Annotated in this window: 26 protein-coding genes; 8 read left to right on the top strand and 18 right to left on the bottom strand. The window is 59.2% G+C overall.

The features are described from left to right. Positions 1–28: 28 nt before the first annotated feature. From ACQR1F_RS26295 to ACQR1F_RS26245, 11 genes are all read right to left on the bottom strand, one after another. Positions 29–370, bottom strand: coding sequence for a hypothetical protein (locus tag ACQR1F_RS26295; protein ID WP_434914130.1), 342 nt, complete (start codon positions 368–370; stop codon positions 29–31). Between the two features lie 102 nt (positions 371–472). Then, on the bottom strand, positions 473–796 hold the full coding sequence (locus ACQR1F_RS26290) for a hypothetical protein (RefSeq protein WP_434914129.1): 324 nt from the start codon (positions 794–796) through the stop codon (positions 473–475). A 17-nt stretch (positions 797–813) separates the two neighbouring features. Then, complete coding sequence (locus ACQR1F_RS26285) at positions 814–1,287, bottom strand: hypothetical protein (RefSeq protein WP_434914128.1); 474 nt, start codon at positions 1,285–1,287, stop codon at positions 814–816. After that, the gene (locus tag ACQR1F_RS26280) at positions 1,284–1,751 is read right to left on the bottom strand and encodes a hypothetical protein (RefSeq protein WP_434914127.1); all 468 of its coding nucleotides are present in this window, start codon (positions 1,749–1,751) and stop codon (positions 1,284–1,286) included. The genes ACQR1F_RS26285 and ACQR1F_RS26280 overlap by 4 nt, the downstream gene beginning before the upstream one ends. 15 nt (positions 1,752–1,766) lie before the next feature. Then, positions 1,767–2,108 (bottom strand): hypothetical protein, encoded by a 342-nt coding sequence (locus ACQR1F_RS26275; RefSeq protein WP_434914126.1) that lies wholly within the window; start codon positions 2,106–2,108, stop codon positions 1,767–1,769. 36 nt (positions 2,109–2,144) lie between these two features. After that, entirely contained in the window at positions 2,145–3,887 is a 1,743-nt protein-coding gene (locus ACQR1F_RS26270) for a hypothetical protein (protein ID WP_434914125.1), read from the bottom strand. Next, the gene (locus ACQR1F_RS26265) at positions 3,884–4,198 is read right to left on the bottom strand and encodes a hypothetical protein (RefSeq protein WP_434914124.1); all 315 of its coding nucleotides are present in this window, start codon (positions 4,196–4,198) and stop codon (positions 3,884–3,886) included. The genes ACQR1F_RS26270 and ACQR1F_RS26265 overlap by 4 nt, the downstream gene beginning before the upstream one ends. Positions 4,199–4,944: 746 nt before the next feature. Continuing rightward, positions 4,945–5,085 carry a hypothetical protein gene (locus ACQR1F_RS26260; protein ID WP_434914123.1) on the bottom strand — a complete coding sequence of 47 codons (141 nt, stop codon included), beginning with the start codon at positions 5,083–5,085 and terminating at the stop codon, positions 4,945–4,947. Between the two features lie 349 nt (positions 5,086–5,434). Then, positions 5,435–5,581, bottom strand: coding sequence for a hypothetical protein (locus tag ACQR1F_RS26255; RefSeq protein WP_434914122.1), 147 nt, complete (start codon positions 5,579–5,581; stop codon positions 5,435–5,437). 1 nt (position 5,582) lies between these two features. Further along, positions 5,583–6,077: a hypothetical protein gene (locus tag ACQR1F_RS26250; RefSeq protein ID WP_434914121.1), complete on the bottom strand. Its 495-nt coding sequence runs from the start codon at positions 6,075–6,077 to the stop codon at positions 5,583–5,585. Between the two features lie 122 nt (positions 6,078–6,199). Further along, positions 6,200–6,472, bottom strand: coding sequence for a hypothetical protein (locus ACQR1F_RS26245; protein ID WP_434914120.1), 273 nt, complete (start codon positions 6,470–6,472; stop codon positions 6,200–6,202). An 82-nt stretch (positions 6,473–6,554) separates the two neighbouring features. Here ACQR1F_RS26245 and ACQR1F_RS26240 point away from each other — a divergent pair, with 82 nt between their 5' ends. After that, positions 6,555–6,746: a hypothetical protein gene (locus ACQR1F_RS26240; protein WP_434914119.1), complete on the top strand. Its 192-nt coding sequence runs from the start codon at positions 6,555–6,557 to the stop codon at positions 6,744–6,746. A gap of 30 nt (positions 6,747–6,776) precedes the next feature. Here ACQR1F_RS26240 and ACQR1F_RS26235 read toward each other — a convergent pair whose 3' ends face one another. After that, complete coding sequence (locus ACQR1F_RS26235; protein ID WP_434914118.1) at positions 6,777–7,460, bottom strand: recombinase family protein; 684 nt, start codon at positions 7,458–7,460, stop codon at positions 6,777–6,779. 811 nt (positions 7,461–8,271) lie between these two features. On the opposite strand from ACQR1F_RS26235, the gene ACQR1F_RS26230 reads away from it, so the two are divergent. Genes ACQR1F_RS26230 through ACQR1F_RS26220 form a run of 3 tightly spaced genes read left to right on the top strand, consistent with a single transcriptional unit; the run spans position 8,272 to position 9,367 of the window. Continuing rightward, on the top strand, positions 8,272–8,493 hold the full coding sequence (locus ACQR1F_RS26230; RefSeq protein WP_434914117.1) for a hypothetical protein: 222 nt from the start codon (positions 8,272–8,274) through the stop codon (positions 8,491–8,493). Between the two features lie 25 nt (positions 8,494–8,518). After that, the gene (locus ACQR1F_RS26225) at positions 8,519–8,977 is read left to right on the top strand and encodes a hypothetical protein (protein ID WP_434914116.1); all 459 of its coding nucleotides are present in this window, start codon (positions 8,519–8,521) and stop codon (positions 8,975–8,977) included. 39 nt (positions 8,978–9,016) lie between these two features. Then, the gene (locus ACQR1F_RS26220) at positions 9,017–9,367 is read left to right on the top strand and encodes a hypothetical protein (RefSeq protein WP_434914115.1); all 351 of its coding nucleotides are present in this window, start codon (positions 9,017–9,019) and stop codon (positions 9,365–9,367) included. Positions 9,368–9,375: 8 nt separating this feature from the next. Here the strand turns inward: ACQR1F_RS26220 and ACQR1F_RS26215 are convergent, their stop codons facing one another. Together ACQR1F_RS26215 and ACQR1F_RS26210 are read right to left on the bottom strand one after the other, a co-directional pair. Then, positions 9,376–9,822 (bottom strand): hypothetical protein, encoded by a 447-nt coding sequence (locus ACQR1F_RS26215; protein ID WP_434914114.1) that lies wholly within the window; start codon positions 9,820–9,822, stop codon positions 9,376–9,378. Positions 9,823–10,855: 1,033 nt separating this feature from the next. Then, a complete protein-coding gene (locus tag ACQR1F_RS26210; protein WP_434914113.1) occupies positions 10,856–10,999 on the bottom strand; it encodes a hypothetical protein in 144 nt (47 codons plus the stop codon). A gap of 487 nt (positions 11,000–11,486) precedes the next feature. Between ACQR1F_RS26210 and ACQR1F_RS26205 the strand changes: the two genes are divergently transcribed. Both ACQR1F_RS26205 and ACQR1F_RS26200 read left to right on the top strand, forming a co-directional pair. After that, positions 11,487–12,326, top strand: coding sequence for an FkbM family methyltransferase (locus tag ACQR1F_RS26205; protein ID WP_434839901.1), 840 nt, complete (start codon positions 11,487–11,489; stop codon positions 12,324–12,326). 303 nt (positions 12,327–12,629) lie between these two features. Continuing rightward, positions 12,630–12,791 carry a hypothetical protein gene (locus ACQR1F_RS26200; protein WP_315799902.1) on the top strand — a complete coding sequence of 54 codons (162 nt, stop codon included), beginning with the start codon at positions 12,630–12,632 and terminating at the stop codon, positions 12,789–12,791. An 81-nt stretch (positions 12,792–12,872) separates the two neighbouring features. Here ACQR1F_RS26200 and ACQR1F_RS26195 read toward each other — a convergent pair whose 3' ends face one another. From ACQR1F_RS26195 to ACQR1F_RS26185, 3 genes are all read right to left on the bottom strand, one after another. Then, entirely contained in the window at positions 12,873–13,085 is a 213-nt protein-coding gene (locus ACQR1F_RS26195; protein WP_315799901.1) for a hypothetical protein, read from the bottom strand. Between the two features lie 122 nt (positions 13,086–13,207). Beyond that, complete coding sequence (locus tag ACQR1F_RS26190) at positions 13,208–13,681, bottom strand: hypothetical protein (RefSeq protein ID WP_434839869.1); 474 nt, start codon at positions 13,679–13,681, stop codon at positions 13,208–13,210. A 149-nt stretch (positions 13,682–13,830) separates the two neighbouring features. Next, positions 13,831–15,867, bottom strand: a complete 2,037-nt coding sequence (locus ACQR1F_RS26185) for an acyltransferase family protein (protein WP_434893913.1) — start codon at positions 15,865–15,867, stop codon at positions 13,831–13,833. Positions 15,868–16,864: 997 nt separating this feature from the next. Here ACQR1F_RS26185 and ACQR1F_RS26180 point away from each other — a divergent pair. Next, complete coding sequence (locus tag ACQR1F_RS26180; protein WP_315738062.1) at positions 16,865–17,020, top strand: hypothetical protein; 156 nt, start codon at positions 16,865–16,867, stop codon at positions 17,018–17,020. 268 nt (positions 17,021–17,288) lie between these two features. After that, positions 17,289–17,564: a hypothetical protein gene (locus ACQR1F_RS26175; protein WP_315799898.1), complete on the top strand. Its 276-nt coding sequence runs from the start codon at positions 17,289–17,291 to the stop codon at positions 17,562–17,564. Between the two features lie 84 nt (positions 17,565–17,648). Here ACQR1F_RS26175 and ACQR1F_RS26170 read toward each other — a convergent pair whose 3' ends face one another. Next, a complete protein-coding gene (locus ACQR1F_RS26170) occupies positions 17,649–18,017 on the bottom strand; it encodes a PRC-barrel domain-containing protein (RefSeq protein ID WP_315738064.1) in 369 nt (122 codons plus the stop codon). Positions 18,018–18,215 lie beyond the last annotated feature (198 nt).

The raw sequence follows: 18,215 nt of genomic DNA, 5'->3' as shown, positions 1-18,215 counted from the left end.
CGATGGAAAACGAGCCTACCCCGGTGGTTCAATGGGAAAAGCCGGAGCAATCGCGCCAGGCAGCTCCGTCCCACCAGAGCGGAACGCCAACCGTCGTATCGATGAAATGCTGTCCGATCGACGGATAGGTCGGCCGCGCTCCTGTCGCGCCTGACTGCCCAAGCAAGATGAAGTACTGCGTTCCAGCCGGAAGGGGATCGTGTGCAGAAAGGAGGGCTTGCACATCACAGGACGTGACATCGCCGGGCACGTCGATCACGCTGCCAGCCGTCGCATGATATGCACGTGTCGGTGAGGAGCCGGGAATGACGATCCCAGCATTGGCACCGCCGGGTGTGCTTTCAATGCACATGAGTCTCGTTTGGGTCATTGCGCTATTTCATCCTTTAAGTCAGAAGTCCGCTATTCGGGTCCTCCGAGCGTGCACGCACAATTGCGATCGCATCGCTCGGCCAACGCGGCGGTGTTCACTCTAGGCAGCGATCGTGATCGGTCCGACACCGAACGTCTCGGTGAACGCGTTCGGCGAATAGATCCCGACGAGTATACCATCACTGAAGACAAGCCAATCTCCTAGCTTCACGAGTTCATTGTTACTACTGAACATTGACGTGCCGTCATGCCACATGTGGACCGCATGGTATTGAAGCCCCTTTTCAACTTGTGCCGCGTTGAACGCGGCGGCCTTCTTGTTGACATAGAGGCACGTCTCCTCGAGATCTTCCGTCGCTTGAAATGCGGTGACGCGCGACGGATCGACACTGCGAAGCACAATAAACCTCTGTTCACTGATCATCTTCGTTCCTTCTGTTTCTAGTACGGCCGGCTCGGAGCCTCGGGAATCGATGGATGGTTACGCGGACCGATCTCGGCGCGTTCCCGCATCAGATCCGGATTGGCCATCTCCCAAGCTAAGCCGTCTGTCCCGTTATTCACGAGCGTGGTGAAATCACCGATCGATCGCAGATAAACCACGGGCCGCCCGGATACATCGGTTTCGACTGGAATACACTCTTCGCCACGGTTGTAGTTGCCCTCAAAGTCCGTCCAAGAGCGCGCCCCACCAAACACGACATGACTCACCGTTCTGCCGGCGGGCACGTAACATTTCAACCGGCTCATCTTCTGTTGCTCCCACCAATGCCGTCTGCGTTCTGCACGCTCAGCTTCCGTTGCAGATGCAGCAGCCTGACGCTCCCGCTGCGCCTTTGCCACACGAGCGTCGATGTCTGCCCGCTCCGCGTCACGCAGTTTTTCGAGCAGCTGTTCAACCTCATCGATCTTCATCGTCTGATCTTCCTTTCCTTCTCATTCCACATTGCGTCCGACAGCGAGGCCATCGATTCGTCTGGTTTTCTTGGGAAGACCAACGCGATTGGCTGATCCTCCTCAGAGCCGAATCCTTTTTTCACGGTGAAGAATGATCGCTGCGCAACTGCATCTCTCGACATCTTTGCCAGCGTTCCCTTGATCAACGGGTCCGTGATCTCGGTCGACACCGGCGCGTGCTTCGGGATGACCTTCTGGCAGTCCTCCGCGGCCAAGCTTTGCGCCGTTAATGCTTTCAGCTCATCAGTCGACAGCTCGCTGATGATCGCCTTCCGAAGTGCTCTGATGTCCTGCTCGAAGCTCTTAGCCTCGGCTTCTGAATAATCAGAATTGCCCTCCGCGAAGGCACGCAGAGCCTTGAGCCTCGCGATCTCGCTGACCCGCTTCGACAAGCTCTCGTTACGGTCGTACTCAAAGCGCATTATAACCCCTCAAAACTACAACCCTGCCCACCTGACGAGATCAGCGATCCCGTCGCGCCTCGCATCCGCAAGGCTACGGTTCAATTCGTCCAATGCAGCATCGAACGCCTCACCTCTCGTCAAAACGGCGTCCAGCGCCAACAGTTCAGCAACCAACTCGCACGACGCAACGCGGGTAGAATCATTGAGTTTGATGCAGGCGAGCGCACGGATCGCCGCGCTTGTGGTCGGATGACGCGGAGTCGGCGCCCCCTTGGCCACCGTGGACTCGGCGTTGATCACAGCACGGCACTCATTGAAGCGTGACCACGCCGTTTCAAGCTTCGATTCCAAGACGGTCTTGGCCATCAGGATCATCGTTCCGGCTCCTCCGAACTTCATTGCACTGTTCATTTATTGCACCTTCCCGAGCCCGAGCTCTCGCGCCAGCTCCTCGTTTGCGTCGCGCCAAGCAGGACGGGACAGCAGCTCAGATACCTCACGACGCAAGACGTCGACGGTGGTCTGACCGCACTGGCGCTGGAATGTCCTCATCGCACTGTGTGCGCCTACATAGATGCGGCCCTCATTCGCGATTGCGCCACACGGCACAACGAGCGTTTTCCACTCGGCTTGGCTGTGGAAACTCCAGCCATGCTCAGCGCCCGGCCGGACATCGTCGAACTCTGTTCCTGCCGCCGGGATATCACCATCCCAAGCCCGCTCGGCTTGCCTGCGGTAGAACTCAATCCAACCGGCAGCACCGGTCAGCGGCTCTGACAGCGTCATCAGACAACCAGCGACGACCACTGCACAATCATCGTGGTGCCCTCCCCGCTCCGGATGACCGATGCGTTCGCCACCCGCTGGAAGGATGCGGCGCTCCAGATTCGAGAACTGAGCAACGACTCTTTCGTTATCGACAAGCCTTGCGCGCCCGCTCTTGATGACCGGCAAGCATTGCCGGAAGATCTCGGAAGACGTTCTCTCGCTGTAGGTCAACGCGATGCCGTGGCGCGTGAACTCAGCTTCGACAAAGCCAAGGCCCCAACGGTCGGCGGTGACAGTTGTGATGCCATAGCTCCGCAGTGTCGCAGCGATCTGCGCCACTGCATCCGGCAGGTTGAACGGCGGCCTGATTTCGATGACCGAATCGATGATGCAGGTATCGGCTTCGCCTCGATGTCCGACGGCGCAGCAGAACGAATCCTTACCGGCGCCTGACGAGGCATCCACAAAAGCCGAGTACCTGACGCCGCTGATGGGCAATCGGACCGAGATGCCCTTGTCGACGATGGCCTCGAGTTCGGCACGAGTCAGATAGGACGCCAGATCGTCCCGCCACAAGCTGAGCCACTCAGCCTTTGCAGCCTCCGGATCATCGGCAAGCGCGTTTTCGATCACTGACTTGCTGATCGACGGGTTCAGATCGGCAGTTGCCGCATGCACGACCAGCGTGTTCGGATCATTCTTGCCGTGGAATTTTGCCCAGCGATCGTAGAGCAGACCAGACCGACGATAAGCCGACGAGATCATGACAAGCATGGCTTGATCGCCAAGCGTCGCCATCGCCGGCAGCACGGCGCGGTGCACCTCGACGTCAGGGTTTGCCGAGTTCTCGGAACTCCAGAACGCCACTTCGTTGAAGATTGCCAGGAGGACAGTGCGACCGCGCAGCGTGCGGAAGTCGCACGTCACCACCATGATGTCGACGCCGTTGGAAAGCTCCAGGCCATCGGCTATATCCCGTTGGACCATCGCCTTGAGGCGCGGGATCTCCGTGAAGTAACCTCGGACATAGCCCAGCAGCGCGCGCGATTGCGCCTTGTCCGCAGCGATCAGCATCACCACCGGACGTTCACCGGGCCGGACTTTGCCAGCGGACTGAAACATCACTGCCGCGAAGCATGCCAGCGCGCTGGCAACCGAGTCCTTACCCGATCGCCGACCAGCGATGATGTCGAGTTCTTTCACCCGGTTGGATGGCGGTTCGCGGCCAGTCACAGAGCGGAAGAACTCGCGCTCAGACTCACTCATCGGCAGCGCGAACGCGCCGCGGAGGACTGTCCGCCAGTTGTTCCAAGATTGACCGGCGAACATCGGCTTGAAGAACGCAGAATGCTCCAACGCCTCAACGATATTGGCGGGAAGCCTCATGACGCGCCTTGCTCCGCATCCTCGATATCCGACCAATCGAGATCATGGATGCTGGTCGGCTTCGGTTTGTTGGCCGTTGACGCCGGTGGCGCTGGCTTGAAGCCGCTCGCCCGCATCAGCTGCGCGATTTGTTGCCGCTGACCGGTGTCATCACGGCCGCTCGCACGCAAACGCCTCCCGCGCACCACCGCGGCGCTGATCTGCTCAGCCGCAATCCGATCGAGCGGTGTCGGTGCACGGCCCAAGGACGCGAGCAAATCAGCCTCGACGTGCTGGCGCGCTGCTTCCGTTTCCAAGGTGATTTCCTTCATCCGGCGGCGGCCGCGGGCGCGTTCGGCATTCGTTAGGCGATGGCGGCTTGATACTGTCATTGCTATCACGATGCATTCCATTTTGTTCCGTCTTTGTTCCCATGTAATATTTGACCAGCCCTTCCGCAAGTATCTGAATTCGCGTACCAATTTGGTGCGAGCCGCTGAGAGCGGCCCTGGTAATCGGGGCATGTCCGAGAGAGGCGGCACCAACGGACGCGTGGTATGCTCGCCCTGGGCCAGTTTGGAGATGATCGAATGCACTACGGATCAAGGCTCTTCGCAGGCGCTGCAACCGCGGCTGAGGCCTCGTAATCTGCGGCTCGATGCTGCACCGCCACGAGGGAAGGGACTGCGATGCTCGGATCGAACTCTGTCCCGTATCGGACGCCTATTTGCCGGACGAGCCGGCGCCAGAGCATGCACCTCAACGCTTGATCAGGGCGGAGGCGGTGGCATCGGTCTCAACGGCTTCGCTCGACTGGAAGGCACCGTTCAAGATCGTCACGACCTAACGCTGCGCCTCAAGCATGGCTCGCGACGAGCCACTCGCACTTGCTTTGCGACGCTCGTGAAGTAGTTTGCGCTGAAGCACGCGGGCGTGAACGCATGACAGCATCACCGGCAGCTGTGTTGCCGGGTTGCATCGCTTCCGCGGTCTGTATTTCATCGGCCTTGCGATGACGCAGCGGTCATGCACAATGACCGAGGCGCTGGCGGGTGGAGCCGCCAGCGCCAGGCCAACATCAGATCAAACTGATGCTGGGTCTTGCCTTGATCAGGTAGACGATGATCGCGATGACGATCACCACGGCAGCGCCGGTACCGGGAAGACCGGTGCCGGTGATGTCGATTGGGCCGATGTTTAGTCCGACAGTTCCTTCCATTAGCCACTCCGTTGTGGTGGATGCATGAGCAAAGCGCCCTGCATGGCGGGAGGATGACTGATCACTAGACTCCCCCGCAACACAAAGTTCATGCAGGATACACCCGATCAACATGCACTTCGCTCAATAGATCGGCAAAAACGTGCCAATCCCTTCCATTTGTACCCTATTGTCTCTGCTTTGCTACATCCGCAATACCCCGGCACCGCAGTCTCCCTGCGCCGCACAACATGCCGTGACGGCCACTAATTAGGTCGCCGTGACTCGAAATGTCGGCGACCCAAGTGAACCGCGAGTGAAGGTTGTTCGGTGAGTTCTGATCAGCAAAAAGCCGAATTGCCATGACTCGTCAGGATTGAGCCTGCTGATCTCGGACCGGCTGCACGATCGCAATCTGCTCATCGGTGATGATGTTGAAGGTCGAAATCGAGGCGGATGAATTGGCGGAGGCGGATGCCGCAGCAGATACGTCAGATTTCAACGGATATTCGGTCACCTTAGGTGTCGCCGAGGTATCCTTCGATCAGAGATTCGAAGTCTCTCTTCCTGATTGAGATTCGGAGCATCCTTGGTCTGCGCCATAGTATAGGTTGAGCGAATTGCCAGCGCATTTCGATCTCCATCATGTTTTCGGGATCGATTTCCGGGAATGTGCTAGGCCTCAACAGTGGAAGTATTGCTTCGCCTTGAGGCGGCAGTGAGATGGTTGTTTCGCTAGCGTGAAGATACCGAAACAGGCCCTCAGCCGTTCGATCACGTGCGACGATCAGTTTGTCGCTTTGACCATCGGTCCATGATATGAGGATCGGCCGTTCGCTCACATTCTTCAGAACAAGGAATGACTCTATATTTGCGCTTCCCTCCATGACGGGCCGCGCTTCGATGAATGCCACCGGATAGTGCTTCGTGGCTCGATCGTAGATCAAGAATATCGCTGTGAAGATTCCTGACAGTCCACCGATCGTCTTTATCGCTTCGAACACGTCAGTCACAGAAACGCTTCCTATATCGCTTCCGCACTGGCGCCTCGGCAGAGCTTATTTATGACTGGAATCGGAGGGTTGGTCATAGCTTTGCATCCGTATTTGACAAGGCAGAATCGATTAGGTCGAAACTAATCTTCCCGAATTTTTGCGCAGCGCGGGCATTCGTCTGCCGATTGGTCAATGACGTCTTTGATTGCTTCCATGAAGTCAGATTGCTCACAGCCCAAATCGCCCTTTTTCCACCGATTGGTCCCCATTGCGTAGGCGGCTCGATCGGCCTCGGGATCGCATTGATTGATCAAGACATCCTCGTGCAAGTCGCAGGGTTTCACTGCGTTTGCTTCTACGGCCACAGCGATCGCCTCACCCTCGAGGTCAGGTAAGCGGTCATTCCATCCCATCGGTAGACCTCAATCCGTTGTCGCTTCATCATAACGATGCTACACAATCATAACGCGAGTTATACAGCAAAGGAACCTAAAGATGGCGTTAGTCACAGTTCGAGCAATTCGGGATTCTGACGGCGCGCCGCTGGGCGAGACCATCTTCGACATCAGCGATATCAAAGGACGGCAGGAAGCTCTCGCCCAGCTTCTCAACAAGGTCTATGCGGCCGCTCCTGATCCCCTCGACCCTCCTCCATTCACTTTCCGGTTCGATAAGGCGCCGACCTAGCAAGTTCCGGGCGGTCGACCCCTGAATAGTTTATGCAGCAAGCATCGAAGCGATCGCAGAGGCGCTGTAGGGCTTTCCCTTGGGGGTCGTATGACCCTGCTCTGCCAGCTCGGCAGAGATTTCGCGCAACGACAGCCGCGGACGGCGCTGACCCAATTCACGTGCCATCGCTACGGCCTCAGGGCGGCTCTCTGAGAGGCTCTTGCGGCCCTCGACCTTCCTGCCGGTCGTGCGGCGCTTCCTCTCCCGTGCGCCTCGCAGCTTCGCCACGGTCATAGCCTTATCGAACTGTGCGACGGCGCCAAGGATCTGGCGCACCAGAACGGCCGTTGGCGTGTCGTCGACGAAGGAGTCCGGCTTGTCAGCCGCGATCAGGGTGATGCCGTCGGCATGCAAGCGACGGAACCCGGTTTCCTGCACGATGAGATCACGAGCAAACCGGTTTGCGGTCTCGACGATGATCGTTCGGACACCGTTGCCGGCGATCTGCTCCAGCGCCGCGGCAAAGCCCGGACGCTCATCGATGGCATCGGCACCGGCAACAGCAGGATCGTCGAACCAGGCCACGATCTGAAGGCCGGCCTTGTTCGCATAGGCCTGGATCGCCTTGCGCTGACGGATGACCGAGTCCCTCCCCTCCCCGACATTCGCCGCGCTGCTCGTGCGCGTGTAACCGATCGCTGGTTTTCGCTGCCGTTTTCCCTGCGTTTCCATGGCATTAGCCTCGGTTTGTACTGATTTCTCAGAAAATTAGTACAGATGCGGCCCCGGCTCAATTCACAGGTGTGCGATCCTGCGGGACTGCCGGTTTCGTTGAGACCGGAACCCCGTTGAGCTATACTCCGACTCGAGCGGCGGACGGCTTCCGTAACGATCATCCTGGTGCCCGCGCTGGGCACCCGCGTCGACATCGTCGGCGCAGGGACGGTCCCACCTGAATGGATCGCGCAAAATCGCGATCAGGGAATCCGTCCTATGCGCGCTACCCATCTGTACGGCATTGCCGCGATCCTTGCGGCCGCTCACGATTGGCCTTCGCGGGTCTTGGCCATCGCCCTAGTGCTGCTCCTGTCGGCAGGTTCGCGTCGTCGTAGAAAATAATCGCGGACGCATATGCGTGAGAGCGGCGGACTCATGAGCCGCCGCCCTCCGTCGCGGCATAGCCTACTGCACCCGCCTAAGACTCCGCCGCTTCCGCCAGACCCGGACCGGTTTGGGATACGGCACCTCACCAGCCCCTTGGCACCGCGGGCAAGGCTTGTAGGGCGGCAGCGGCACCCCAAGCCGGACAGGCCTCATCGTGACTTCCTGGCCGGTACCGTTGCAGTCCGGACATTGCATCGTGTCGATCATCGCTTTTCTCCGAATCAGGCCGTCGTTGGCCTGTGCGCGAGTCAAGCAGCTACGGACACCCCCGCAACGCACCCACACGGCATCTGTGGATAACGCTAAGTGCGGTCAGCAAATCCGAAGCGTTCCATTGGCAAATCACTCACGATAGGGTTCGCAACGAGCGAGGCCCCTTATGCAACGTGAAATCCCGGTTGTTCGAATTGATCGACAAGTGATGTTAGGCGTAGTCACAACTGAAGATCTTGCCATGCCAACCTTCCGATGTGATGCCGCAGGGGCAATTGATTATCTCAAGCGGTTACCCGGCATCACAGATGCGCGGCTGATAGAATGGACTGACTCCTGCTTCGGCTGGGCGCCGGCAGAGGCAGCGGAGAAAGTTCGCGACGATTAGGATAAAACAGCAGGAAGGCATTCCGATGACAGACGCATTTAAGCAGCGAGTTTCCGATGCAGTTCGCCGTCTGAACTCGAACAATGAGCAAGTCCACAAGATGCGTGACGCTGAGATGGCAGACGCGGCCGCTCAACAGGCGCGGGTTGCCAAAGCCTCGAGAATAATGATGGACGACATCCGCCTCGCATTTGTTCGAGTGACCGAGGACGCTAACGCGGCAATAATCGACGCACGACAGAAGGTATCTGCTGTTTCAAGAGACAACGGATATTCGCTCTCGATCTCAACCGACGCCGCCGAAGACGGCTCGCGCGGGGAAGCGCCTTGTGCAACACTTTTCGTGGACATGGATGGAAATATTATCACCACGTACTCGAAAACGATCAAGTTCAAGGTGCCATCCGTCATGCGGCCTGAGAACTTCAACACCGATGTGATCGAGAAGATCGTTGGCGATGTGATCGAGGCAATCGCGGCCTGAACGGGGCAACTCCTGAATTTTGATCGATGGAGGCTCTCAATGGAACTTCGTGACTTCGTAGCAGAGACGCTTTTGGCTATTCAGGAAGGCATTGCTGAGGCTATCCACCGCGCGGACGAACGCAAGACGATCGGCAGGATCAGTCCCGTGTGGCGAGGCGACAACGAGAGAATAGACTGGAAAGAGTATGTTCAACTTGTCGAGTTCGATGTTGCCGTCACAACGACAGACAAAACTGCCGGAGCTGGCAAGGGGAGCATCAAGGTTTTCAGTGTTGCCGAGCTGAATGCTGACGGTTCGAAGAGCTTCGAACACAGCACGGTGAGCCGAATTAAATTCAGTATTCCAATTTCCCCACCCGCTCACGCGAGCGATCGTTACCCAAGTTGAGTCTCGCCTTACTTCAGCTCGCTCTTAACACGCTTCCACTCGTCCTTGAGTACGCGTCGAGCCGCAGCGATGAATGCTGGGTCGAGAACGACACGTTCATGGAGCGAGTGCGCATTGTAGATCTGATCCATTATTTGTTCGAGTTTTTGAGATGCCTCTTCATCTGAATTCAGCATCAATTCGATTTGAGTGCCCAAATTTGAAAGTGCTCTATCGTCAGCTACTGACAACGGCCGTTCCACGGACATAAGGATCGAATGGTACTCGGCGAGCGTTTTTCGAAGCGTATCGATCCACTGCTGCCTGAACGCTGCAACCGCGCGAGAGCCGGCTTTGCGACCCAAATAGGCCGAGAGGGCGATGTTTACGATTGCGGCGATGAAAGCCAACGTGGACGTAACGATCGCTGCCGCCACCCCCTGCGTCGCCAAGAATCCCTCAATAGTTTGTTCCATCTTTTGCCCCTCGCGGCCAGCGGCATAAAGCACAGCTTACCAGACAGTGGGACATTTCGTCTGGGACATTCGGGACAAATGGGACATTCGGGACATTTGTCCCAGAGCGCGCGGCGCCTAAGCGTCCGCGCGGCCTCACAATGCCCAGTCGGGACCTCCCTCCGGCGCTTGGTGCGCCTCGGGTGTCCCGCCCTCCGATCATCCGGTGCCTGCGATCACGCGCCTGCCAAGCGGCGCGGGTATCCAGTCCGAATGACACACAAATTCGCTCCGAAATTCGTCACGCTTCGTTCTACTTATATCGGACGCGGCGTGACGATTTTTCATCTCATTTTTTGTGTCAACCTGAGCGGGCTTGAGGCCGCGCGCCTTCGCGCGTTGGTACGTGCTCCGGCTCCTGTAGCCAGCCGCTTGCCACGCCGGCATGCCTTCCGACTTTGGCCGGCCTCGGGGTCTGCCAACGGGCCTGCTTGCTTCTACTTTTCGGGGCCTGCCGCGTTTCGAGCTGGCGCCAGCCTTGCGTCTCCGTTTCGCCTGTCGACTCCGATCAGCTTCCTGCGTAACCGTGAATGCCTTGATCGTGGTGATTCCATGTCTCACCTGCTCATCGAGTGTGAGACGAAGCGCTTTGCCAAGCTGCGCCGCGGAGATTGGAGGCTTGTCCAGAGTATTCAACGCCTCTGCGATCAGCAGATCCAGTTGCAACACAGTCACCCAGGGGGCCCACAGCCGCGCGTTCGCTCGCGCGACACTGGCTCCGTTTGGTTGGAGCCTGATCATATGATTGACGATGATCGTGACATACTCCAGACCGGCATCATCGGGTGGGAGCAGCGCTCCGCACCGTGCAGCCAAGATGACGTCGATATCGTTCAACCGACGCCTCCATCGCCAATGCATGCGTGGCATTGACGAGCGTTCGGGAACTGCGCGCTTGAACAGCGCGTCAACCTTGTGACGGCGGCGACTCATCGAAGAGCGCTCCACCATCCTGAGTTCAATCGCTGCGCACCTGTCAGACGTTCCTGCGCGATCAGCTGAGCAAGCGCCCGCTCAAACTCACGATCACTGATTTTCCCGATCGGATGATGACCGCGGAGAGCATCGCGTTCAAGTCGAGCAGCTTGATGCGAACTTTCTTGATACGGTGGCGTTCTGAGGGATTGCGAACGTCCATGCGCCCGCCTATTATCTCTATGCACTTCGACTACGCTGAGTTGGACTCCCAGCCGCCAAGCCGGTCCAACTTCCAGTTGATGTTCAATGAGCCTCCGGCTTCACCGCCGGAGGCTTTTTTTGTCATGTAGTTCTTTCGATGGTGGCCGGCCACATTTCTATCGATAGATGCAGATGCTTCTATCGATGCCGCGCCCCGGACGCGCGTTCTGCAGGAAAATGGGACAGCTATTCCGTGCGGGATTGGTTAGTCACTGCCCCAAGAAAGTTCCTTAAAATCAATAGTGGCTGTTATCGCCGTTAGTCGCCGCAAGCTATTGATTCATCCCCGTTCTAACCCTTCTGCTGGGATCGCCAATCGCCACGCCAGCGCCATCGTGGCGCCCCGCCGCTCGTTCATTTCGAAGCATCGCCGTGAGCGACAGGGCGTGCGCCACTAGGCTTGCCTTCGTTTGCCGGGCGCGTGGCCATGGCGTTGGGAGGCTCGGTTGGCGAAGCATGAGGCATCCCGGTTTCTGGTCAGAATCCTGCGGTCCCGATTCCGCGACCACAAGACGGAGCTGTCCGAGTTGCGGCGTCACATCCGGCGCGGCGACATCGTTTGCGACATCGGCGCCAACAAGGGCAGTTTTCTCTACTGGCTGGCACGGTGGTCGGCGCCGGGGCGGGTCGTCGCCTTCGAGCCCCAGCCGGATCTTGCCGAGCGATTGGCGCGGCTCTGTTCCCGGTTCTCGCTCGACAATGTCGTGGTCGAACCGCGCGCCGTCTATTCGTGCTCCAGCAGGAAAACCCTGTTCGTTCCCGAGGGGCATCAGCCCGGGGCCTCGCTGCTCCGGCCCGCCGAGACCTCGAGGGCGATCCAGGTGCAGACGACGTCGCTGGACGACTATCTCCCTGACATCGGAAACGTCTCTGCGATCAAGATCGACGTCGAGGGCGCCGAACTCGACGTGCTGCGCGGCGCCGAGCGCACCTTGCGCCGATGCCGGCCGTTGATCGTGGTCGAGTGCGACCGCCGCCTGGCGACGCTCGACAGGGTGAAGGAGACATTCTTGTTCCTGCGGGGTCTCGGCTATCAGGGCCAATTCCTGAGCCGCGGGAGATTGCTTCCGTTGTCTGCCTTCGACCCGGAAATCCATCAGCGCGCCGATGGCGAATGGTTCTGGAAGCGGAAGGACTATTGCAACAACTTCATCTTCAGGAGCGTGCGCGCGCCCATGTCCTATGACCGCGAAGCTTTCCTGGCTCCGATCGAAACCACTTCGCTGGGCGCACGAAGTCGTCTTGAAACAAACCCCCGGCATGTTGCCGAGCATCACGTCGACTGATGGGGGTTACCGATGTCCACGTTGCTGAGCTTCATTTTCGAGTCCTATTGCCTGAGCTGCCGGGCGATGTTTCCGGAGCTCGATACCGATCAATCGACCGTCGCTGAGTAGTACGCGCCAAACGGCAGGACTCGCGATCCGCGATTCCGCCGCGCGGGCCAGCGGTTCTGCTTTAGATGTTCGCCTGCAGCCTGCGACGCAGGATGACCCGCGCGCATTAAGCTTTCCTCTTCAGCTTAACGCCGGCTTCCATTTGACGCCGGCGCCCTTCATCCGCCACGTCTGGGGCGATGGAGTTGCATCATGTTTGAATTGGCCATTTTGACCGCAATCTGTTTCATTGCCGTTGTCGCCCTCACGATCATCTACCAGCGGCGCCAGGACGTTTTGTACGGCCCCTACATCTCGGACGTCTCGTGGCCGACGGCGCTGCCCGACGACCGCATGGAGGCGTCCTCGTCGTGACCTGGACAGGCTCTCAGAAGCCCACTCCGCAGGCGCCACGATCACGTCAGGGAAAATTGGTGGCCGCTGGACCGTCCGGCTTCACAAGCCGATGCGCCCACCGGCCTCGTTGAGCAACGCATCGAGCCGATCCGGGCTCATGCTTTGTCCGCCCGGCGTTTCAATGCTGACGCAGGCGGCGCCGAGACGCAGATAGGCGTTGGCCGTAAGCAGCGCGTCCTGCGCGCTGCGGCACCTGATGGTGGCGATCGCGCTGGCGCTTTGGGCCCGTACAGTGAAGGACGCTGCGGCCATGTAGGGCTGGCTCGTCTGTAAGCGGCGGCTGAAATGAAGCCGAAGCTTATTCAGAGGAGCCCGACGGCATCATTGAGGTGGATCAAAGCCGCCAGCCGAAGACTTCGTTAAAGGCGCCCCGCTCAGCTCCGGTTCAGCGACAGGCTGATACGGGTGACGATGCCGTCCCAATCGCGTTCCCAGGCCCGGGGATAGTTGATCAGCACGCAGTGCACATAGCCCCCAACGAAGTTGCAGCGATTGTACCAGACGTAGTCGCCCTTATAGCTCGACACCGCGAAGAAGCGCGAGGTGACGCGCTTGTATTGGATGTTCGGCGGCGGGTTCTTCCTGGCGAGGAACCGCGCAGGTGAGTCCTGCGCGTTGTTGGATATCGACTGCACGGTCAGATTGGCGCGGCCGTCGGCAGTCTGGAAGCGTTGGCCGTAGCCCTCGGGTTGGCCCGCCGTGTCCCTGAAGATCGAGACCGGAATGTCGACCGAGGTGCCGGTCTCCGGGATCCTGTAGGTGTTCCAGCGCACCGATTGGGCTGTCGCGGCGGTGCTCCAGCAGGCGGCGCACGCAAGCACTGCCATCGCCTTGATGATCGGATTCATGTGTGTCGTCCCGAACGGCTTGAGAAACCGATGACGTTGGACCACTTTCACGGCCGCGCGAAGGCAACGTCCGACATCAACGGCAGGGGAACGCACGACACTCGCCGAAGTTCATGGCTCCCGCAGGTCCCGTGCTCGGTCGCTTCCCATCATTGAATCCGGGACGGAGCGGGGTTCCGGGTTGCCGTCGGGCCGTCACCCGCCAGGATCTCGTTCGTCCCGGCCCCGGAGGGCTGCTCCAGTCTCTGCAAGAATGCATCCAGTTGCGGAGCGAGTTGCGAGACGACGAACCTCGAGCCTTCCGGGGTGAAATGGATGGTATCCCAAACGATCGGTGTTTCCGCGTCGATCGTCAGCGGACAACGCCTCTTGCTGCAAATCGTGCCGAGAATGGAAACGTATTGAACGAGCGGATACGCGCGGGCGATCTCTCGCAGACGATCGTCCGCCTCGAACGACGCATCTTTCGGCATCAGCGCATTGCCGATCGGGACGTGCGTCTGCTCATGGTTGAACAACGTCGACGCCAAGGGAGCTGGAAACTCGATCGAGGGACCGAGGAGCAGAACTGGAACTCCCGTTTCCTGAGCGACCGCCAGCAGCGCGTTCAAATAACCGTCGACGCGCCGTGCGGGGGGCTGGCCATAAGTTTCGAGATAGGCGCGCCAATTGCCGGAAAGAATGATGGCGTCAAAGCGGTGCGCCCTGATCTGATCGCGTAGCAGCTGATTGACGTCGTTACAGTTGCGCGAGCTGCGCAGCTTGAGCTCGACAAACGGCGGGCAGCCCCCTGACGTGAGCTGCAGAAGATGGTAGGCATCGGACGATAGGTAGCTGCGCAACGCCCAGGCATAATGCGCGGCAAGGCTGTCGCCGGCGAGCAGAATGTTGCGCTTGTTTGCAGCCGGCTTCAGGCACGCCTCGAAATCGTAGGCCGATGCCGGCTCATCGGGCTGCAAGAAGCAGCTATGCGCCCGATAGAACGGCTCCATCGTCCGGGAATCGTACCGGAGCATTCGCGCCTGTGATTGCGGGAAGCGATCGGCGTAGCCGTCATGCGCGACGCCGTGAATTCCGACCGCAACCAGGACGGCGGCAACGCCCGCGATCACCGGTGAGCCACGCACGCCGACCCACACGGTTCGCGCGCGCGCCGGCCGCTCGACGATGACATAGGAGAAATAGGCCAGCAGCAGCGAGCACAGTAGGAGTCCAGCCGTAGCGGCGGCTGAGGTCGCAACATCCAGCGGCAGCGCGGCCCTGCCGAGGACGAAAACCGGCCAGTGCCAAAGATAGAGCGAATAGGACAGACGACCGAGGAATGCTCCGATCTCGCTGAATGGCAGCCTGGGTCTGCCCTCCTCCTGATTGAACGCGACGATGTAGACCGCAGCACCGACACAGGGGATCAGCGCGTGCAATCCCGGGAAGCGGGTCTCTGCGCGGAAGGTGACCACGGCGAGCAGCATGGAGACCAAGCCCAAGGCCGCGAAGGCCAGGCGCGTCTCGCCTCTGACCGGTGACCATCGATGCAGGAAAAACGCAATGCTTCCGATCAAGAACTCCCAGGCCCGCAGCGGGGCGATGTAGAAGGCGGTCGAGGGCGATTGCTTGATCCAAAGCTCGTCGAGCACACACAGCGCGACCGTTCCGAGGATGACCAGCCCGAGTGACGGCTTCGACGTTGGGTCGGGAAACAGCCGGCTCCAGAGCCATGTCACGACCGGAAACAGGAAATAGAACTGCTCCTCCACCGACAATGACCAGGTGTGGATCAGAATCTTCCCGATCGTTGGCAGATCGAAATAGCCGGTCTGCGACCAGAAGAAGACGTTTGACGAAAACAGAACCGTGGAGATCGCGCTTCCGAAGAACATCCGGTAGTCGCCAGGAGGCGCCAAGAACCACGCGACCAGCCCGGTGACGACGATCATCAGATAGAGCGCCGGAAGCAGGCGCCGCGCCCTTCGTTCGTAGAAGGCGATGAACGAAAAGGAATTGGATTGAATGCCGGTCCAGATGAGACGGGAGATCACATAGCCGGAGATGACGAAGAAGATATCGACCCCGACAAACCCCCCGCCAAAGCCTGGCAACTCGTAATGAAATCCAATGACCGAAATCACGGCGACGGCGCGCAGCCAATCGATGTCCGAACGGTACTCTAAAACCTTTGCACGCGTCATGCTGGCAGCCCGGGCGGGCCGTTCGCCCTAACAAGTTACCTGCTGACATACCGCCAAATGAATTGCAACGTGCAGAAACACACGGAAATACCGTTGATGGCAGGTGTATCCGAATTGCCGCACCCACCTCAGGGGCCCATCACGCGGGATGCTGGAGGATCGCGGGCGCGGCCCGGCGCCCATTCGCCGGCGGCGTCATCCGATCCGCATCAGGAGGATTGGCGGCCGGTCGGGACATCCCGGTACTGAGATGGGACCGGTGATCGGAAGCTCGACAGGGCAGCGAGAACGCGCAGCATCCGTCCAGGCCGTCACCGGAGGGCGGGCATGCCACGCGCGCTTCCTCCATCATCCATGAACTGCCCATCACGCTGGCGCCTCAACTGGGCTCGACACGAGACGCCCGTGCGATCCCTGCTCGATGATTATGCGGCTGTTGTTTGATGAGCACACCCACCTGCGAGATTTCAGCGAACGGCTTCCGTCGTCACCACTCACATGATACCAGTCATGCTAAAGAAGCCGGCGAGCGAGTGGCGACATTGCCATAGCCGTTAACGCCGCGTCACAAATTGGCCGAGGTCGAGGTGAGCCGCCTCTATACTTCGAGTTGCTTTTGCAACCGCATTGGCGTCGTGGCTCGGACACTGCTCATCGGCCAGCGGGCCGCACAGGCTGAGAACACTCAAACCGCTTCCCCGATGGAATTAAGCTTAAAAACGTGCGGCGCCGCGTCGCCGCAACTTGGCAACTTCTTTCAGCAGCCAAGACGTGCAACAATACTGTACGCAACTAATATCAACCTCAGATTTAATTTACTGATCATTTACTTTCCGCAACTTTGCCCCAAAAACTGCACGATGCTGGGTTCCTCTTTCACAATTAGAACTCTTCTGGGACTCTACAAAAACCACGTCCCCAGAACGGGATCTAACAACCTCAGATATACTTTTCATAACTCACTCTCCGTCTTCGTTTCGCGTACAGAGGTCCCACAATGACAACACTCATCAAGGCTCTCCCGACCCATCTCGAAGAGACTCGTATCGACTCCGAGAAGCTGCGCACGATCCTGATGCTCTGCGGCGCCACGGCGTTTGGCTTCATTCTCCACGCCACCTACGGTCTCGATCTCAGCTACGCTTTCTTCTGATTTGATCAGTCCGCCGGTCGCGGGCTGGTACTCTTCATTGCCGGACGCAATCGGCGCCGGTCCCGGCTCGCGGGGTTATTGAACGGCCCCGCGCGTCGCCTTTTTCGCAGCGATACGCGTGTCATGCGAAGAATATGGAAGAGACCGTCCATCACAGGCTTGATCGTGCTTTTGCACAGCCTGGCCGCGTCGCTCCCACAATTCCGCCGCGACGACGCGACACGCTGAGGGTGTTGAGAATTGCGGTTGCTTGAGGACGAGTAGCGTCATGCGTTCACCAGTATATGATCTCTATCAGATGAAGCAGGATCGCTTGCCGAAAGGAGCCCGTTCGGCATGGCTGAGGACGAGGCCGAATGAGCCGCCACCTGCCGCCGACGACTGGGTCTTCGTCGGCAAGGAACGGCATCCGAGCCGGTGGACGGTCGCAGAGATGAATGAAAAAGGCACCTGCTACCGCGAGATTCCGATCTGGCTGTCGAGCCGCCGCAGCATGATGGCTGGATCGGCGGCCGAAAACAGCGCTCAGCCGCCGGCCGCCTGAGATTTCATCGGGGAGCGCTGACATGGCCGCGACGTGCGAGGTTCGTCAACGGCCTGGACAGCGCAATGAACGGGTTCGGCGGTCCTAAGCGAGTTGGACGCCGTAATAGTCGTCGACCTTGCGCCCTGCTCCGGCATCGCCCCAGTCCCACTCACGCTCGTCGGAATATTTCGGCGCACCTCGCAGCTGATTCTCGGTCACGCCGGTAACGTAGCCGCCGAGTCGCGTGTCGTACTTCAGGGATTGCCAGGGCAACGGGTAGTGGTCATTGCCAAGCCCGAGGAAGCCGCCGAAGCCCAGGACGGCATACGAGACCCGCCCGCTCAGCTTGTCGATCATCACGCGTTCGATGGTGCCGATCTTGGTGTCGTCGGCGCCATAGACGGCCGTGCCTTCGACCTTGTCGCTTCCAATCAGGTTGCCATATTCGCGTTCATCGAGCATCGATGTCATGTGATCCTCCCATGCCAATGGATCGGCAACGTTCGACCGTCACCGGCTGTTCCCAAGTCCCGCCGGACGCTCAGTCCGAATCCAAGTCTCCGCTGTGTTGCTTGCGATCCTGCGAAGGATGCCGCGTCGCCTCGCGCGAGGGCGCATCCGGCGATGTAGTCTTATGCACCCGCTGCGCACGCTCCTTGTCGGCGGGCT

The sequence above is a fragment of the Bradyrhizobium sp. HKCCYLS3013 genome (assembly GCF_051167615.1).
Taxonomy (GTDB): domain Bacteria; phylum Pseudomonadota; class Alphaproteobacteria; order Rhizobiales; family Xanthobacteraceae; genus Bradyrhizobium.
The sequence above is the reverse complement of the archived record's forward strand: the minus strand, read 5'-3'. Positions and strand labels throughout refer to the sequence as shown.

Bases quoted from the DNA above. Each gene is read 5' to 3' on its own strand.
- ACQR1F_RS26220 (WP_434914115.1), top strand. From the start codon at position 9,017: ATGGAACTTCGTGACTTCGTAGCAGAGACGCTTTTGGCTATTCAGGAA.
- ACQR1F_RS26230 (WP_434914117.1), top strand. From the start codon at position 8,272: ATGCAACGTGAAATCCCGGTTGTTCGAATTGATCGACAAGTGATGTTA.
- ACQR1F_RS26190 (WP_434839869.1), bottom strand. From the start codon at position 13,681: ATGAATCCGATCATCAAGGCGATGGCAGTGCTTGCGTGCGCCGCCTGC.
- ACQR1F_RS26180 (WP_315738062.1), top strand. From the start codon at position 16,865: ATGACAACACTCATCAAGGCTCTCCCGACCCATCTCGAAGAGACTCGT.
- ACQR1F_RS26170 (WP_315738064.1), bottom strand. From the start codon at position 18,017: ATGACATCGATGCTCGATGAACGCGAATATGGCAACCTGATTGGAAGC.
- ACQR1F_RS26240 (WP_434914119.1), top strand. From the start codon at position 6,555: ATGGCGTTAGTCACAGTTCGAGCAATTCGGGATTCTGACGGCGCGCCG.
- ACQR1F_RS26245 (WP_434914120.1), bottom strand. From the start codon at position 6,472: ATGGGATGGAATGACCGCTTACCTGACCTCGAGGGTGAGGCGATCGCT.
- ACQR1F_RS26200 (WP_315799902.1), top strand. From the start codon at position 12,630: ATGTTTGAATTGGCCATTTTGACCGCAATCTGTTTCATTGCCGTTGTC.
- ACQR1F_RS26195 (WP_315799901.1), bottom strand. From the start codon at position 13,085: ATGGCCGCAGCGTCCTTCACTGTACGGGCCCAAAGCGCCAGCGCGATC.
- ACQR1F_RS26215 (WP_434914114.1), bottom strand. From the start codon at position 9,822: ATGGAACAAACTATTGAGGGATTCTTGGCGACGCAGGGGGTGGCGGCA.
- ACQR1F_RS26210 (WP_434914113.1), bottom strand. From the start codon at position 10,999: ATGGACGTTCGCAATCCCTCAGAACGCCACCGTATCAAGAAAGTTCGC.
- ACQR1F_RS26225 (WP_434914116.1), top strand. From the start codon at position 8,519: ATGACAGACGCATTTAAGCAGCGAGTTTCCGATGCAGTTCGCCGTCTG.
- ACQR1F_RS26185 (WP_434893913.1), bottom strand. From the start codon at position 15,867: ATGACGCGTGCAAAGGTTTTAGAGTACCGTTCGGACATCGATTGGCTG.
- ACQR1F_RS26260 (WP_434914123.1), bottom strand. From the start codon at position 5,085: ATGGAAGGAACTGTCGGACTAAACATCGGCCCAATCGACATCACCGGC.
- ACQR1F_RS26270 (WP_434914125.1), bottom strand. From the start codon at position 3,887: ATGAGGCTTCCCGCCAATATCGTTGAGGCGTTGGAGCATTCTGCGTTC.
- ACQR1F_RS26285 (WP_434914128.1), bottom strand. From the start codon at position 1,287: ATGAAGATCGATGAGGTTGAACAGCTGCTCGAAAAACTGCGTGACGCG.
- ACQR1F_RS26265 (WP_434914124.1), bottom strand. From the start codon at position 4,198: ATGAAGGAAATCACCTTGGAAACGGAAGCAGCGCGCCAGCACGTCGAG.
- ACQR1F_RS26295 (WP_434914130.1), bottom strand. From the start codon at position 370: ATGACCCAAACGAGACTCATGTGCATTGAAAGCACACCCGGCGGTGCC.
- ACQR1F_RS26290 (WP_434914129.1), bottom strand. From the start codon at position 796: ATGATCAGTGAACAGAGGTTTATTGTGCTTCGCAGTGTCGATCCGTCG.
- ACQR1F_RS26235 (WP_434914118.1), bottom strand. From the start codon at position 7,460: ATGGAAACGCAGGGAAAACGGCAGCGAAAACCAGCGATCGGTTACACG.
- ACQR1F_RS26175 (WP_315799898.1), top strand. From the start codon at position 17,289: ATGCGTTCACCAGTATATGATCTCTATCAGATGAAGCAGGATCGCTTG.
- ACQR1F_RS26275 (WP_434914126.1), bottom strand. From the start codon at position 2,108: ATGATCCTGATGGCCAAGACCGTCTTGGAATCGAAGCTTGAAACGGCG.
- ACQR1F_RS26280 (WP_434914127.1), bottom strand. From the start codon at position 1,751: ATGCGCTTTGAGTACGACCGTAACGAGAGCTTGTCGAAGCGGGTCAGC.